The organism is Streptomyces flavofungini (assembly GCF_041028215.1).
GTDB classification, from domain to species: Bacteria; Actinomycetota; Actinomycetes; order Streptomycetales; family Streptomycetaceae; genus Streptomyces; species Streptomyces flavofungini_B.
Window position 1 is genome coordinate 1 of the sequence record NZ_JASKYR010000096.1, and the last position, 14,928, is coordinate 14,928.

Here is a 14,928-nt window from a genome sequence, read left to right on the forward strand (position 1 = left end):
GCCAGACGATGCCGTGCGCGACCGGCGTCAGCACCGACCGGTACAGCCAGGCCACCGGCACCACGAACAGCACCCGCCCCAGCCACGCCAGCCCGGCGGCGATGCCACGGCACACGGCCGAGATGCCCGCACCGGTGCCGCGCGCGAGCCAGACGATCCCATGGCCGAGCGGCGTCAGCACACGGGCGTAGAACCAGCGGGCCGGAACAACGACCAAGGTCCGCCCCAGCCACGCGAAGCCCCGCCCGACCGGCGTCAGCACCGACCGGTACAGCCACCCCACCGGCACCACGAACAGCACCCGCCCCAGCCACGCCAGCCCGGCGGTGACGCCCCGTCCGACCGGCCTGAGCACGCCCCGGTGCACGAAGCGTCCGGCGGCGGTGAGCGCGTCCCACGCCAGGCGCACCGGCACCACGAGCACCAGCACCACGATGCGCACCGGGACGCGGATCGCCACCGCGAGGCAGCCCTCGGCCCGCGCCCCTTCCGGTTGCGGCTGCCGGTCGGGCCGCTTCTCCAGGTCCATGTGGTGTCAGACGCGCCCGGCACCGGTTCGGATCCAGTACCGCAGCTTTCCGCCCCGCTCGTCCTCGAACACCCCGCCCGCCGCCTCGATGACCTTGCGCGACCCGGTGTTGTCGGTGTCGCAGGTGACCAGGACGGAGTCGAGGCCCAGCGCGGCGGCGTGCGGCAGGGCGGCGCGCAGCATGCGGGTGGCGTGGCCCCTGCGGCGCGCGCCGGGCCTGACGTCGTAGCCGATGTGGCCGCCGTACTCGCGGAGGAAGCGGGTGGCGACGCTGTGCCGCACGGCGATGCGGCCCAGGTACTCGGTGCCGTCGACGTACCAGAGGGTGGTGACGGGGACGGAGTACGGCTCGGCCGGATAGGCGGCGGCGCGGGCCTCGGTCACGTACCGCTCGAAGACGACGGGGTCGTGCCACTTGCCGCCGTAGGAGCGCAGGGTGTGGCCGAGCGTCGTGTCGTCCGCGTCCCCGCCCCGCCCCTCGGCCCGGAACTCCTCCATCGCGGCGATGAAGGAGCGGTGCACCAGGTTGGTGGGCAGGACGAGTTCAGGCATCTGCGGTGACGTGACGCTTCGGTGGCCGTCCCTCTTCCCGCCGCTACTTCACGACCGTGAGCGGCAGCAGCTTCTTGCCGGTCGGGCCGATCTGGATGTGGGTGTCCATCTGCGGGCACACGCCGCAGTCGAAGCACGGCGTCCAGCGGCAGTCCTCGACCTCGGTCTCGTCGAGCGAGTCCTGCCAGTCCTCCCAGAGCCAGTCCTTGTCGAGACCGGAGTCCAGGTGGTCCCAGGGCAGGACTTCCTCGTACGTGCGCTCGCGCGTGGTGTACCAGTCGACGTCGACGCCCATCTCGGGCAGCGTCTTGTCGGCGCAGCTCATCCAGCGGTCGTAGCTGAAGTGCTCGCGCCAGCCGTCGAAGCGTCCGCCGTCCTCGTAGACCGCGCGGATGACGGCGCCGATGCGGCGGTCGCCGCGCGAGAGCAGGCCCTCGACGATGCCGGGCTTGCCGTCGTGGTAGCGGAAGCCGATCGAGCGGCCGTACTTCTTGTCGCCGCGGATCTTGTCGCGGAGCTTCTCCAGGCGGGCGTCGGTCTCCTCGGAGGAGAGCTGCGGGGCCCACTGGAAGGGCGTGTGCGGCTTGGGCACGAAGCCGCCGATCGACACCGTGCAGCGGATGTCGTTCGACCCTGAGACCTCGCGGCCCTTCTGGATGACCTTCGTCGCCATGTCGGCGATCTGGAGGACGTCCTCGTCGGTCTCGGTGGGCAGGCCGCACATGAAGTACAGCTTCACCTGGCGCCAGCCGTTGCCGTACGCGGTCGAGACGGTGCGGATGAGGTCTTCCTCGGACACCATCTTGTTGATGACCTTGCGCATGCGCTCGGAGCCGCCCTCGGGGGCGAAGGTCAGGCCGGAGCGGCGGCCGTTCCTGGTCAGCTCGTTGGCGAGGTCCACGTTGAAGGCGTCGACGCGGGTCGAGGGGAGGGACAGGCCGATCTTGTCCTCCTCGTACCGGTCGGCGAGGCCCTTGGCGACGTCACCGATCTCGCTGTGGTCCGCGGAGGAGAGCGAGAGCAGGCCGACCTCCTCGAAGCCGGTCGCCTTCAGACCCTTCTCGACCATGTCGCCGATGCCGGTGATGCTTCGCTCCCGCACGGGGCGCGTGATCATGCCGGCCTGGCAGAAACGGCAGCCGCGGGTGCAGCCGCGGAAGATCTCCACGGACATGCGCTCGTGGACGGTCTCGGCGAGCGGGACCAGGGGCTGCTTGGGGTAGGGCCACTCGTCGAGGTCCATGACGGTGTGCTTGGAGACGCGCCACGGCACGCCGCTGCGGTTCGGCACCACACGGCCGATGCGGCCGTCCGGGAGGTACTCGACGTCGTAGAACGCCGGGATGTAGACCGAGCCGGTCCTCGCCAGGCGGAAGAGGACCTCCTCGCGGCCGCCGGGACGGCCCTCGGCCTTCCAGGCGCGGATGATCTCCGTCATGTCGAGCACGGCCTGCTCGCCGTCGCCGATGATCGCGGCGTCGATGAAGTCGGCGATCGGCTCGGGGTTGAAGGCCGCGTGGCCGCCCGCGAGCACGATCGGGTCCTCGACCGTGCGGTCCTTGGACTCCAGCGGGATGCCCGCGAGGTCGAGGGCGGTGAGCATGTTGGTGTAGCCGAGCTCGGTGGAGAAGCTGAGCCCGAAGACGTCGAAGGCCTTCACCGGGCGGTGGCTGTCCACCGTGAACTGCGGGACCCGGTGCTCGCGCATCAGCTCCTCCAGGTCCGGCCAGACACTGTAGGTGCGCTCGGCGAGGACGCCCTGGCGCTCGTTGAGCACCTCGTAGAGGATCATGACGCCCTGGTTGGGCAGCCCGACCTCGTAGGCGTCGGGGTACATCAGCGCCCAGCGGACGTCGCATTCGTCCCACGGCTTGACGGTGGAGTTCAGCTCACCGCCGACGTACTGGATGGGCTTCTGCACATGCGGGAGCAGAGCTTCGAGCTGTGGGAAGACCGATTCGACAGACATCGCGAACCTTCATGAGCCGGCAGGGGGGACCCTCAAGCCTAACGCGGTTGGAAGGTGCCCTCGCACGGCCGTCACGGCGCCGCCGGTTCAGCCGCCCAGCGGCTTGCGCAGCTTCGGCCTCGACGCCTGTGCCCACACCTGCGGCAGTTCCCGCTCGCGGTCGGCGGCCGACTGCTCCTCCTGGCCGTAGAGCAGGCCCCAGCTGAAGGCGCTCTCGCCCGCCAGATGGGCCTGGATGGCCAGGGCGCGAAGCGCCTCGCGGGCGACCACGCTGTCCTGGTGGTCGCCGAGGACGCTCTGCACGGCCTTCATCCGCTTCGCGAACCGCTTGGCCGCCTTGCCGAGCGCGGGCGTCGCCGCCTCGCCCGCGTACCGGGCGCGCTTCGCGGCCTTGCGGGCGTCGTGCATGGCCCGGTCGCGCTCCTCCCCCGGGGGCAGCGCGAGGGCGTGCTCGACGCGGGTGGCGAGGCGGGCGTAGTCCCTGAGCAGCGCCTTGGGCAGCACTTCGGCGGGCGGACGCGCGGCGGCGGGGCGCAGCGGCGGCTCGGCGAGCAGGGCGTCGACGGCGCCGAGGAGCGCCAGGTAGCGCCTGCCGTCCAGGACCGCGACGGTCCTGCCGCGCGAGCCGGTGCGGCGGGCCACGGCCCAGACGCGGAGACGGCCGCGGACCGGGCCGAGCAGCAGCGTCTTGGGCAGCTCCTCGATGCGGGTGGTGAGCCGCTCGGCGAGCACCTCCTGGTCGCGGTCGACGCCCAGTTCCCCCGCGAGCCACTTCAGCTCCTCGCCCAGCGGGTCGGTGACGGTGCGGTCGAGGATCTTCCGGTACGACTTGAAGGCGCTGCGCATCCGGCGCGTGGCGACCCGCATCTGGTGCACGGAGTCGGGCAGGTCGCGGCGGACCGCGGGGTCGAGCGAGACGATGGCGTCGCGCTGGGCGCGCAGATAGGCGACGAGGTGGTCCCCGGCGGTGCCGGGTCCTTCGCCCACCGCCTCGCGGACCGCCTGTTCGACGGCCTCGCCCTTGCCCGCCCGCTTGCCGCTGCTCACGGCCCCTTCGGAAGGGGCGGCTCCGGCTGTCCCGCCGGTCGTGTCCGGTTGGTCCGTACGGGGGGCGGGTGCCGTTTCGGCGAGCGCCCTGCTGAGCTTGGACGACGCGCCCGCGCGGCGTACGCCCGCCTTCTTCAGCCTCTTCTCGACCTTGTCGAGGAGCGCCGGATCGGCGCCGTCGGCGAGCTCGACCTCCAGCTCCGTCCACTCGGCGGTGGCGCCGCCGTCGGTGAGCCGCTCGGCCAGGACGCCGTCGACGCTCACCTCGGCGAGCAGGGCGCCTCCCGCGTCGAGGAGGTGGTGCACCCGGCGGGAGGAGCGCAGCCGGACCACCGGGACGAGCTCGGCGTCGCGGACGCGGGAGCGCACCAGGCCGAGCAGCGGGCGCGGCACGGTGTCGGAGAGCGGCTCGTGGATCTCGTCGCGGACGCCCTCGGCGAGGGAGACCGGCAGTTTGAGGTGCCAGCCCTCGTCCGCGCCGCCGGTGCGGCGGCGCAGGGTGATGGACGCGGCGGCCAGACGCTGGTCCGGGGTGTCCCAGTACACGGCGTCCAGCTCGGTCAGGCCTCTGTCGACGGCGTCCGCGACGTCGGCCGCACCGGTCAGGTCGGGCAGCTCGGCGTCCGCCCCCACGTCGTACTTCCGCTCGATCTCACGCTTCGTCTCCGCCATGAACCGAATCTAGACGCGGATCGTTCATGCCGACAGGGGGCGCTGCACCTTGATCGACTGCAGGAGGCCGACCGCCACCCATACCGCGAACATCGACGAGCCTCCGTAACTGACGAAGGGCAGGGGGAGGCCCGCGACCGGCATGATGCCGAGGGTCATCCCGATGTTCTCGAAGGACTGGAAGGCGAACCAGGCGATGATCCCGGCGGCGACGATCGTGCCGTACAGCTCGGTCGTCTCGCGGGCGATGCGGCAGGCGCGCCAGAGCACCACGCCGAGCAGCAGCAGGATGGCGCCCGCGCCGACGAAGCCGAGCTCCTCGCCCGCGACGGTGAAGACGAAGTCCGTCTGCTGTTCGGGCACGAACTGGCCGGTGGTCTGGGAGCCCTTGGTGAGGCCGGTGCCGGTGAGGCCGCCGGAGCCGATGGCGATGCGCGCCTGGTTGGTGTTGTAGCCGACGCCCGCCGGGTCGAGCGCGGGGTTGGCGAAGGCGGCGAAGCGGGCGATCTGGTAGTCGTCCAGGACGCCGAGCTGCCATATGGCGACACCGCCGAGCGCGCCCGCTCCCAGGAGCCCGAAGACCCAGCGGTTGGAGGCGCCGGAGGCGAGCAGGACGCCGAGCACGATCATCACCATGACCATGACCGAGCCGAGGTCCGGCATCAGCATGACGATGGCGATCGGCACCGCCGCGAGGGCGAGGGCCTGCACCACCGTGCGGTGGTCGGGGTGTTCGCGGTCGCCCGCGTCGACGCGTGCGGCGAGCAGCATGGCCATGCCGAGGATGATCGTGATCTTCACGAACTCCGATGGCTGGAGCGAGAAGCCGCCGCCGAGCACGATCCAGGCGTGCGCGCCGTTGATGGTGGCGCCGAGCGGGGTCAGGACGAGCAGCACCAGGAAGACGGAGATGCCGTAGAGGATCGGCACGGCGGTGCGCAGGGTGCGGTGGCCGAGCCAGACCGTGCCGATCATCAGGGCGAAGCCGATGCCGGTGTTGAGCAGGTGCTTGAGCAGGAAGGAGTACGGGTCGTCGCCGACCAGCTCGGTGCGGTTGCGGGTCGCGGAGTAGACGAGCGAGGCGCCGAGCGCGGAGAGCGCGATGGCGGCCAGCAGCATGACCCAGTCGAGCCGGCGCACTATCGAGTCGCGGGCCAGCAGCCGGGAGAGCGAGGAGCGCTCGGGGCCGTACCCGGAGACGGAGAAGCCGTTGTTCGTCACCATGGGTCAGTCCCGCCTCCAGTCGGCAGGGGGTCCCGCCAGCTCCTGCTGCTCCGTCGGCGGCTTGGGTGCCTCGGGCTTGTACGGCTTGATCTTCGGGGAGTGGATGGAGCCGTCGCCCTTGATCTTGGGCAGGGACTTCTGCGGCTCGGGCAGGAGGGCCTTCTTCAGGTCCTGCTTCCCCTTCTCGTCCAGGCCGTACATCGCGTCGTAGATCTTGCGGACGGCGGGTCCCGACGCACCGGAGCCCGTACCGCCCTGGGAGATCGTCATGACGATCGTGTAGTCCTTGGTGTACGTCGCGAACCACGAGGTGGTCTGCTTGCCGTAGACCTCGGCGGTACCGGTCTTGGCGTGCATCGGGATCTTCTTCTGCGGCCAGCCCTGGAACCGCCAGGCGGCCGTGCCGCGCGTGGCGACGTCGGCGAGGGCACCGTCTATGTCGTTGCGCAGCTTGGCGTCCATCGGCAGCCTGCCGTGCGACTTCGGCTTGATCTCCTGGACCTGCCTGCCGTCGGCGCTGATGATCGCCTTGCCGACGGTCGGGTTGTACATGGTGCCGCCGTTGGCGATGGAGGAGTAGATCGTCGCCATCTGTATCGGCGTGACGAGGGTGTCGCCCTGGCCGATGGAGTAGTTGACGGAGTCACCGGCGCGCATCTTCATGCCTTCGAGGCAGTTCTCGTAGGCGATGCGCTCGGAGTACTCGCCGCCCTTCTTGCCCTGCTTGCACCAGGCGTTCTTGTTGGCCTTCCAGTAGTCCTTCTTCCACTGGCGGTCCGGGACGCGTCCGGTGACCTCGTTGGGCAGGTCGATGCCGGTCTCCTTGCCGAGGCCGAACTGGTGGGCGGTCTTGTAGAACCAGTCCTTGGCGTCCTTCTTCGGCTTGTTGCCGCCGTCCTTGGCCCACTGGTCGTGGGAGAGCTTGTAGAAGACGGTGTCGCAGGAGACCTCAAGGGCCTTGCCGAGGCTGATCGAGCCGTGGCCCTTGGACTCGTAGTTCTGGAAGGTCTGGCCGCCGATGGAGTACGAGCTGGGGCAGGGGTAGCTGCCGTTGAAGTCGTAGCCCGCGTGCACGGCGGCGGTGGTGGGGATGACCTTGAAGATCGAGCCGGGGGCCGCCTGGCCCTGGATGGCGCGGTTGAGCAGCGGGTAGTTCGAGTCCTTGCCGGTGAGCTTGGTGTAGTCCTTGCCGGAGATGCCGCCGACCCAGGCGTTGGGGTCGTACGTCGGGTTGGAGGCCATGGAGATGACGCGGCCCGTCTTGTTCTCCATGACGACGACGGCGCCCGCGTCCGCCTTGTAGTTCTGGTTGGTGTTCTTGTCGTGCTCCTTGCGGGCCTTCTTCATCGCGTCGTTCAGCCAGTACTCGGCGACCGCCTGCACGCGCGCGTCGATGCTGGTGACGACGCTCGCGCCGGGCTGCGCCTTGTCGTCCTTGGCCTTGCCCATGACGCGGCCGAGGTTGTCGACCTCGTAGCGGGTGACACCGGCCTTGCCGCGGAGCTGCTTGTCGTAGGTGCGCTCCAGGCCCGAGCGGCCCACCATGTCCGAGCGCAGGAACGGCGAGTCGGTGTCCTCGGCCTTCTTGATCTCCTCGTCCGTGACGGGCGAGAGATAGCCGAGCACCTGGGCGGTGTTGGACTTGCCGGGGGCGGCGTAGCGGCGCACGGCGGTGGGCTCGGCGGTGATGCCGGGGAAGTCCTCGGAGCGCTCGCGGATCTGGAGGGCCTGGCGGGGCGTGGCCTCGTCGGTGATCGGGATCGGCTGGTAGGGCGAGCCGTTCCAGCAGGGCTGCGGGGTCTTGGCGTCGCAGAGGCGGACCTTGCCCGCGACCTCGTCGGGCTTCATGTCCAGGACGTCGGCGAGCTTGGCGAGGACCGCCTTGCCGTCGTCCTTCATCTTCATCAGGTCCGTGCGGGAGGCGGAGACGACGAGGCGGGTCTGGTTGTCGGCGATCGGCACGCCGCGCGCGTCCAGGATGGAGCCCCGGGCGGCGGGCTGGACGACCTGCTGGACGTGGTTGCCGGAGGCCTCGCGCGCGTACTCGTCGCCGTTGCGGACCTGGAGGTACCAGAGGCGGCCGCCCAGGGTGAGCAGCAGCGAGACGACGAGGATCTGGATGATGATCAGACGGATCTGCACGCGGGGCGTGCGCCCCGTCTCGGGAATGTTGCTCACAGCCGCTTGACCCCCTTGATGCGTCCGGCGCGGGCGGCCCGCGCCTTGGCCGACTTCATGCGCAGGCCGCCGCGCTGGTTGCCGATGCGCAGGCCGGTGCCGGAGGAGAGCCAGCCGGAGGTGACGTCGGCGCCCTGGGCGGCGGGGCCGTTCTCCCCCAGCGGGTCGTTGTCGGCCTTTCTGGCGAGCGCGATGATCAGCGGCACCGTGAACGGCGCGAGCAGCAGGTCGTAGAGCGCGGCGGTGAAGAGCAGTCCGATAAGGCCCACATGGCGGGCGGCGGTGTCACCGACCAGGGAGCCGACGCCCGCGTAGAGCAGCGTCGAGCCGACGGCGGCGGCGAAGACCACGACGAGCGGCCCGCTGACCGAGCGCAGTCTGCCGGTCTCCGGCTTGGCGAGGCCCGCGAGGTAGCCGATGACGCAGAGCACCAGGGCGTAGCGCCCCACGGCGTGGTCGGCGGGCGGGGCCAGGTCGGCGAGGAGGCCCGCGCCGAAGCCGACGAGGGCGCCGCCGACGTGGCCGTAGACCAGGGCGAGCCCGAGGACGGTGAGCAGCACCAGGTCGGGCACGGCGCCCGGGAGCTGGAGCCGGGCGAGGACGCTGACCTGGATCACCAGGGCGACGACGACCAGGGCGGCGGAGAGCAGGATTCGGTTGAAGCGCATCAGTCCGGTCTCCTACTGCTCGTCTTCGCCGGCGGCGCCGTCGGCCGGGGCCTCGTCCTTGGGGGTCGCCGTCACGGTCACGGTCGGCGTCGGCTTGGGCTTCTCGGGCTTCTTCGGCAGGACGGTGTCGCGCGGGTCCTCGCGGGGCGCCTCGACGACCACACCGACGATGTCGAGCCGGGTGAAGCCGACGTAGGGCTTCACGTAGACGGTGCGGGTGAGGTCGCCGCCCGAGGGGTCGACGCGGACGACCTCGCCGACCGGCACGCCGGGCACGAACGGCTTGTCCTTGCGGGAGCCGAAGGTGACGAGGCGGTCGCCCTTCTTCACCTCGGACTTGCCGTTCAGGAGCTGGACGGAGAGCGGGCGGTCGCCCTGGCCGGTGGCGAAGCCGAGCTCGTCGGTCTTCTCCATGCGGGTGCCGACGGTGAAGTCGGGGTCGTTGGCGAGCAGGACGGTCGCGGTGTTCGGGCCGACCGTGGTGACGCGGCCGACCAGGCCGTCGCCGTTCAGGACGGTCATGTCGCGCCTGAGTCCGTCGTTGGCACCGGCGTCGATGGTGACGGTCCAGGAGAAGCCCTGGGCCGCTCCTATGCCGATGACCTCCGCGCCCTTGATGCCGTACTGGCCCGCGCCCGCCGTCTTGAGCATGCTGTCGAGCTGGCGCACCCTGCTGCGGTTGCGGTCGTCGCTGCCGAGCTTGGCCTTCAACGCGGCGTTCTGGCGCTCCAGTTCGGCGATGCGGTCGTGCCGCTCGCCGGAGTCGCGGACCGCGCCGATGGCGTTGCCGATCGGGTCGACGGCGGAGGACATCCCCTCCTCGACCGGACCGAAGACGGTGGCGGCGGCCTGGCGGGCACCGTCGACCGGTGAGTCCTCGCCGCCGCGGATGTCCACCGTGATCAAAGCGAACGCGATGGCGATCAGCAGCACCAGGAGCAGCCGGCTCTCTCGTGTGTCCCTCACGTGCGGCGGCGTGCCTTCCTCGATTGGAATGACGTGGAATCTGCGGGTTCCACGCAGTTCGGGGGGTTCGGGGGAATTCTTCCCTTGCCTCTATATCAACGATCCGCCGCACGATGTGGCAAGCACTCGTACGGCGGATCTTCGCGCGTCAGATCATCTGCGCGGCTGGGCGTCCAGCACCTGCTGCAACGCCTCGAACTCCTCGACACACTTTCCGGAGCCGAGCGCCACGCTGTCCAGCGGGTCCTCGGCGATGTGGATGGGCATGCCGGTCTCGCGGCGCAGCCGCTCGTCGAGACCGCGGAGCAGGGCGCCGCCGCCGGTGAGGACGATGCCGCGGTCCATCACGTCGCCGGAGAGCTCGGGCGGGCACTTGTCGAGGGTCGTCTTGACCGCGTCGACGATCGCGTTGACCGGCTCCTCGATGGCCTTGCGGACCTCGGCGGCGGAGATGACGACGGTCTTGGGCAGCCCGGAGACCAGGTCCCTGCCGCGGATCTCGGTGTGCTCGTCGGCGTCCATGTCGTACGCCGAGCCGATGGTGATCTTGATCTGCTCGGCCGTGCGCTCACCGAGGAGGAGGGAGTACTCCTTCTTGATGTGCTGGATGATCGCGTTGTCCAGCTCGTCGCCCGCGACGCGGATCGACTGTGCCGTGACGATTCCTCCGAGGCTGATGACGGCGACTTCGGTGGTGCCGCCGCCGATGTCCACCACCATGTTCCCGGTGGCCTCGTGGACCGGAAGGCCCGAGCCGATGGCCGCGGCCATGGGCTCCTCGATGATGTGCACCTGGCGGGCACCGGCCTGCGAGGAGGCCTCGATGACGGCGCGGCGCTCGACGCCGGTGATACCGGAGGGCACGCAGACGACGACACGCGGACGGGCGAGGTAGCGCCGCTTGTGGATCTTCAGGATGAAGTAGCGGAGCATGCGCTCGGTGATCTCGAAGTCGGCGATCACGCCGTCCTTCAGCGGGCGAACGGCGACGATGTTGCCGGGCGTGCGCCCGATCATCTTCTTCGCTTCCGCACCGACCGCGAGGATGCCACCGGTGTTGGTGTTGATCGCGACGACGGACGGCTCGTTGAGCACGATCCCCCGACCCCTGACGTACACCAGCGTGTTGGCGGTCCCGAGGTCGACAGCCATGTCACGGCCGATGAACGACATGTTGTTCCCCATGAGAATGCGTCTGGCCTTCCCTATTGGAGCGTTTGATGGCTTTTTAGGTAGGCGAGGTGGGTGCTGTGTGGCGGTGGAGGCTTCCATCGTAGTCTCGGCCGCGCGAAGACGGCGCGAGGGTCTTCGCCATTGTCAGCAGATGATGTGCCGCCTCGCCCATGGAGACGTGCCATAAGGGCCACGCGTTCCCCCGTTTGGGGTGCATATGCCAAAGGACGGCCGAATTTATTCGGCCGTCCGAGGGCATACGGGTTTCTTTCTGACGTGTTGTCAGAATGTCCTCCCGGCGGTGGTCGCTTCGGGCGTCACGCCACACCCGGGAAGAAGATCTTCAGCTCGCGCTCGGCGGACTCCTCGGAGTCCGAGGCGTGGATCAGGTTCTCCCGGACGATGGAGCCGAAGTCACCGCGGATGGAGCCCGGCGCCGCCGCGATCGGGTCGGTCGGCCCGGCGAGCGCGCGCACGCCCTCGATGACCCGCTCGCCCTCGACGACCAGCGCGACGACCGGACCCGAGGACATGAAGGCGACCAGCGGCTCGTAGAAGGGCTTGCCCTTGTGCTCGCCGTAGTGCTGCTCCAGGGTGTCCTGGTCCAGCGAACGGAGCTCCAGCGCGGAGATCGTCCAGCCCGCCTTGCGCTCGATGCGGCCGATGATCTCGCCGATCAGGCCACGACGGACGGCGTCGGGCTTCAGCAGGACGAGGGTGCGCTGGCTCATGTGCGGCTCCAAGAGTGTTGTCGCGATCTTCACGATCGGGAGGGATGGCCCGCACGATACCGGGGGCGGCTACGCGGTGTTACCTCCGGCCTCCGCCTGGGCCTCCGCCATCGCCGCGAACCTGGCCTTCGCCTCGTCGATCTTGCGTCCGAAGTGCACCGACGCCCACCACAGGGCCGCGAACACCGCGCCCATGAAGAACATCGCCGGGACCACGAACCCGCTGGCGACCAGCGCGATCTGGAGGGCCCAGCCGAGCTGCACACCCCCGGGCCGGGTGATCACACCGCAGAGCAGCACCGAGAGCAGCATCGCGATGCCGCAGACCGTCCAGACCGTGCCCATGGACAGGTCCGGGTCCTTCATGGCGACGAGACCCGCGAAGCCGATGACGAAGAACTCGCCGATCAGGGTCGAGGCGCAGAGCGTACGCATAAGAGGTCAGCCCCTCCCCAGGAGCAGCCGGGCCTCGCCGACCGTGATGACGGAACCGGTGACCAGGACGCCCGCGCCCGCGAACTCCCCCTCGTCCTCGGCCAGGGTGATCGCGGCCTCCAGGGCGTCCGGCAGGCGCGGCTCGACCTGGACCCGCTCGTCGCCGAAGACCTCGACGGCGAGGGCGGCCAGATCGTCGGCGTCCATCGCGCGGTGGCTGCTGTTCTGCGTGACGACGATCTCGGCGAAGAGCGGCTCGAAGGCTTCGAGCAGCCCCCGCACGTCCTTGTCGTCGCTTGCGCCGACCACGCCGATGAGATTGCTGAAGTCGAAGGCCTCGCTGATGCCCGCGGCGGTGGCCCGCGCGCCCGCCGGGTTGTGCGCGGCGTCCAGGACGATGGTGGGCGAGCGGCGCACGACCTCCAGGCGGCCCGGCGAGGCGACCGAGGCGAAGGCCTTGCGGACCACGTCGATGTCGAGCGGGCGCGCGTGCTGCGCGCCGATGCCGAAGAACGCCTCCACGGCGGCGAGGGCGACCGAGGCGTTGTGCGCCTGGTGCTCGCCGTGCAGGGGCAGGAAGACCTCTTCGTACTCCCCGCCGAGGCCGCGCAGCGTCAGGAGCTGGCCGCCGACGGCGACCTGGCGGGCGACGACGCCGAACTCCAGACCCTGGCGGGCGACGGTCGCGTCCACCTCGACGGCCTTCTTCAGGAGCACCTGGGCGGCGTCCACCGGCTGCTGGGCCATGATCACGGTGGCGTCCGGCTTGATGATGCCGGACTTCTCCCCGGCGATCTCGCCGGGCGTGGAACCCAGGCGGTCGGTGTGGTCCAGGTCGATGGGGGTGACGACGGCGACGGAGCCGTCGATCACGTTCGTCGCGTCCCAGCTGCCGCCCATGCCGACCTCGACCACGGCCACGTCCACCGGGGCGTCCGCGAAGGCCGCGTACGCCATGCCGGTGAGGACCTCGAAGAAGGAGAGGCGGTACTCCTCCTTGGCGTCGACCAGCTCCACGTACGGCTTGATGTCGTGGTAGGCCTCGACGAAGCGCCCGGCCTCGATGGGCGCGCCGTCCAGGCTGATGCGCTCGGTGATGGACTGCACGTGGGGCGAGGTGTACCGCCCGGTGCGCAGCTCGAAGGCGGAGAGCAGGGACTCGATCATCCGGGCCGTGGACGTCTTGCCGTTCGTCCCCGTGATGTGGATCGAGGGGTACGCGCGCTGGGGCTCGCCCAGGACGTCCATCAGCGCGGCGATGCGGCGGACGGAGGGCTCCAGCTTCGTCTCGCCCCAGCGTCCGGCGAGCTCGGCCTCCACCTCGCGCAGCGCCTTGTCCACCTCGGGGTCGGTGGGACGGGCCGGGATGTCGCCCGAGGGCGGGCCCGCCTGGGTGCGCAGGGTGCGGCTGCCCGCCTCGATCACCGCGAGGTCGGGATCGCGGTCCGTCTCGGCGCCCACGATGTCCTCGAAGGCGTCGGTGTCGTCGGTGGGGTCGGTGGGTCGGTCGTCGTCGTGCGGCGGGAGGTCACTCACGCACGCCAGTCTACGGAGCGGCACCGGCACACGCGGTCAGGCCCCGCCCAGGGCCGCTCGCGAGGGGCGGGGGCCCCGCGGGTGACCCTGGCCGGTGCACGCGTCGGGACTTTCGGCCCGTCCGTTTCAGGACTTTGGTCCCTCCGTCGCACGGGGTCGCCGGGCAAACTTGGCGATCATGGACATAGGTATCGACCTCGGCACTGCGAACACCCTTCTCTATGTGCGCGGCAAGGGCATCGTGCTCAACGAGCCGTCCGTGGTCGCCGTGCGGGAGGGCGGCAAGGGCGGGTCCGGCGTGCTCGCCGTGGGGACGGAGGCCAAGGAGACGATCGGGCGGACCCCCGGGTCCATCACCGCGATCCGCCCGCTCAGGGACGGCGTCATCAGCGACTACGAGGCCGCCGAGGAGATGATCCGGCACTTCGTGCGCAAGGCCGTGCCCGGCAGGCGGCCCCGGACGCGCATGGTCGTGTGCGTGCCGAGCGGAGTGACGCCCGTCGAGCGGCGGGCCATCGTGCACGCCGCGCAGCGGGCCGGGGCGCGGGCCGTGCACCTGATCGAGGAGCCGATGGCCGCCGCGATCGGCGCGGGCCTCCCGGTCGCCGAGCCGCGCGGCTCGATGGTCGTCGACATCGGCGGCGGCACCACCGAGGTCGCCGTGATCTCGCTCGGCGGCATCGTCACGGCCCAGTCCCTGCGGGTGGGCGGGGACCGTTTCGACCAGGCGATCACCGACTACGTGCGCAAGCAGCACGGGCTCCTGGTGGGCGAGCGCACCGCCGAGGACATCAAGGTCGCCGTCGGCTCCGCGTGGCCGGTGCCGGGGCAGGAGGAGTTCGAGCAGCGGACGTTCACCGTGCGGGGGCGGGAGAAGGTGGGCGGGCTGCCCAAGACCCTGGATCTGACGGTACGTGAGGTCCGCTCGGCCCTCGACGAGCCGGTGGAGCAGATCATCGCGGCGGTCCGGGTGACCCTGGAGGAGTGCCCGCCCGAGCTGTCCGGCGACATCATGGAGCACGGCATCATCCTGGCCGGCGGCGGCGCCCTGCTGCCCGGCCTCGACCTCCGCATCGCCTCCGCCACCAACATCCCGGTCTTCGTGGCCGACGATCCGCTGGACAGCGTGGCGCAGGGCTGCGGCAAGTGCGTGGAGGACTTCGACGGCCTGGCGAAGGCGACCGCCGCGGCGTCCTCGACCAGGAGCGTGACGGGGCTGCCCGCCTCGCCGCTGCGCTGGGCCAGCGC

Annotated in this window: 12 protein-coding genes and 1 pseudogene; 1 reads left to right on the top strand and 12 read right to left on the bottom strand. The window is 70.5% G+C overall.

What is annotated here, in order from left to right; translation table 11 throughout:
* From AB8Z36_RS09605 to folC, 12 genes and pseudogenes are all read right to left on the bottom strand, one after another.
* Positions 1–529, bottom strand: a pseudogene (locus AB8Z36_RS09605) (hypothetical protein); the annotation flags it as partial.
* A gap of 6 nt (positions 530–535) precedes the next feature.
* The gene (locus AB8Z36_RS09610; protein WP_369212797.1) at positions 536–1,081 is read right to left on the bottom strand and encodes a GNAT family N-acetyltransferase; all 546 of its coding nucleotides are present in this window, start codon (positions 1,079–1,081) and stop codon (positions 536–538) included.
* A gap of 43 nt (positions 1,082–1,124) precedes the next feature.
* Positions 1,125–3,050, bottom strand: a complete 1,926-nt coding sequence (locus AB8Z36_RS09615; RefSeq protein WP_369212798.1) for a TIGR03960 family B12-binding radical SAM protein — start codon at positions 3,048–3,050, stop codon at positions 1,125–1,127.
* Positions 3,051–3,137: 87 nt separating this feature from the next.
* Positions 3,138–4,769 (bottom strand): CYTH and CHAD domain-containing protein, encoded by a 1,632-nt coding sequence (locus tag AB8Z36_RS09620; protein WP_369212799.1) that lies wholly within the window; start codon positions 4,767–4,769, stop codon positions 3,138–3,140.
* A 24-nt stretch (positions 4,770–4,793) separates the two neighbouring features.
* A complete protein-coding gene (rodA, locus tag AB8Z36_RS09625) occupies positions 4,794–5,993 on the bottom strand; it encodes a rod shape-determining protein RodA (protein WP_369212800.1) in 1,200 nt (399 codons plus the stop codon).
* Positions 5,994–5,996: 3 nt separating this feature from the next.
* Complete coding sequence (gene mrdA / locus AB8Z36_RS09630; RefSeq protein ID WP_369212801.1) at positions 5,997–8,171, bottom strand: penicillin-binding protein 2; 2,175 nt, start codon at positions 8,169–8,171, stop codon at positions 5,997–5,999.
* Complete coding sequence (mreD, locus tag AB8Z36_RS09635) at positions 8,168–8,839, bottom strand: rod shape-determining protein MreD (RefSeq protein WP_369212802.1); 672 nt, start codon at positions 8,837–8,839, stop codon at positions 8,168–8,170. Before mreD ends, mrdA begins: the two co-directional genes overlap by 4 nt.
* 12 nt (positions 8,840–8,851) lie before the next feature.
* Positions 8,852–9,805: a rod shape-determining protein MreC gene (gene mreC / locus AB8Z36_RS09640; protein WP_369212803.1), complete on the bottom strand. Its 954-nt coding sequence runs from the start codon at positions 9,803–9,805 to the stop codon at positions 8,852–8,854.
* Between the two features lie 153 nt (positions 9,806–9,958).
* Positions 9,959–10,978, bottom strand: a complete 1,020-nt coding sequence (locus AB8Z36_RS09645; RefSeq protein WP_030362602.1) for a rod shape-determining protein — start codon at positions 10,976–10,978, stop codon at positions 9,959–9,961.
* 317 nt (positions 10,979–11,295) lie between these two features.
* Positions 11,296–11,709: a nucleoside-diphosphate kinase gene (ndk, locus tag AB8Z36_RS09650; RefSeq protein ID WP_369212804.1), complete on the bottom strand. Its 414-nt coding sequence runs from the start codon at positions 11,707–11,709 to the stop codon at positions 11,296–11,298.
* 69 nt (positions 11,710–11,778) lie between these two features.
* Entirely contained in the window at positions 11,779–12,144 is a 366-nt protein-coding gene (locus tag AB8Z36_RS09655; RefSeq protein ID WP_369212805.1) for a DUF4233 domain-containing protein, read from the bottom strand.
* A 6-nt stretch (positions 12,145–12,150) separates the two neighbouring features.
* Positions 12,151–13,680 carry a bifunctional tetrahydrofolate synthase/dihydrofolate synthase gene (gene folC / locus AB8Z36_RS09660; protein WP_369212806.1) on the bottom strand — a complete coding sequence of 510 codons (1,530 nt, stop codon included), beginning with the start codon at positions 13,678–13,680 and terminating at the stop codon, positions 12,151–12,153.
* A 178-nt stretch (positions 13,681–13,858) separates the two neighbouring features.
* Between folC and AB8Z36_RS09665 the strand changes: the two genes are divergently transcribed.
* Positions 13,859–14,928 (top strand): rod shape-determining protein (locus AB8Z36_RS09665; protein WP_369212807.1); only part of this gene is annotated, 1,070 nt, incomplete at its 3' end.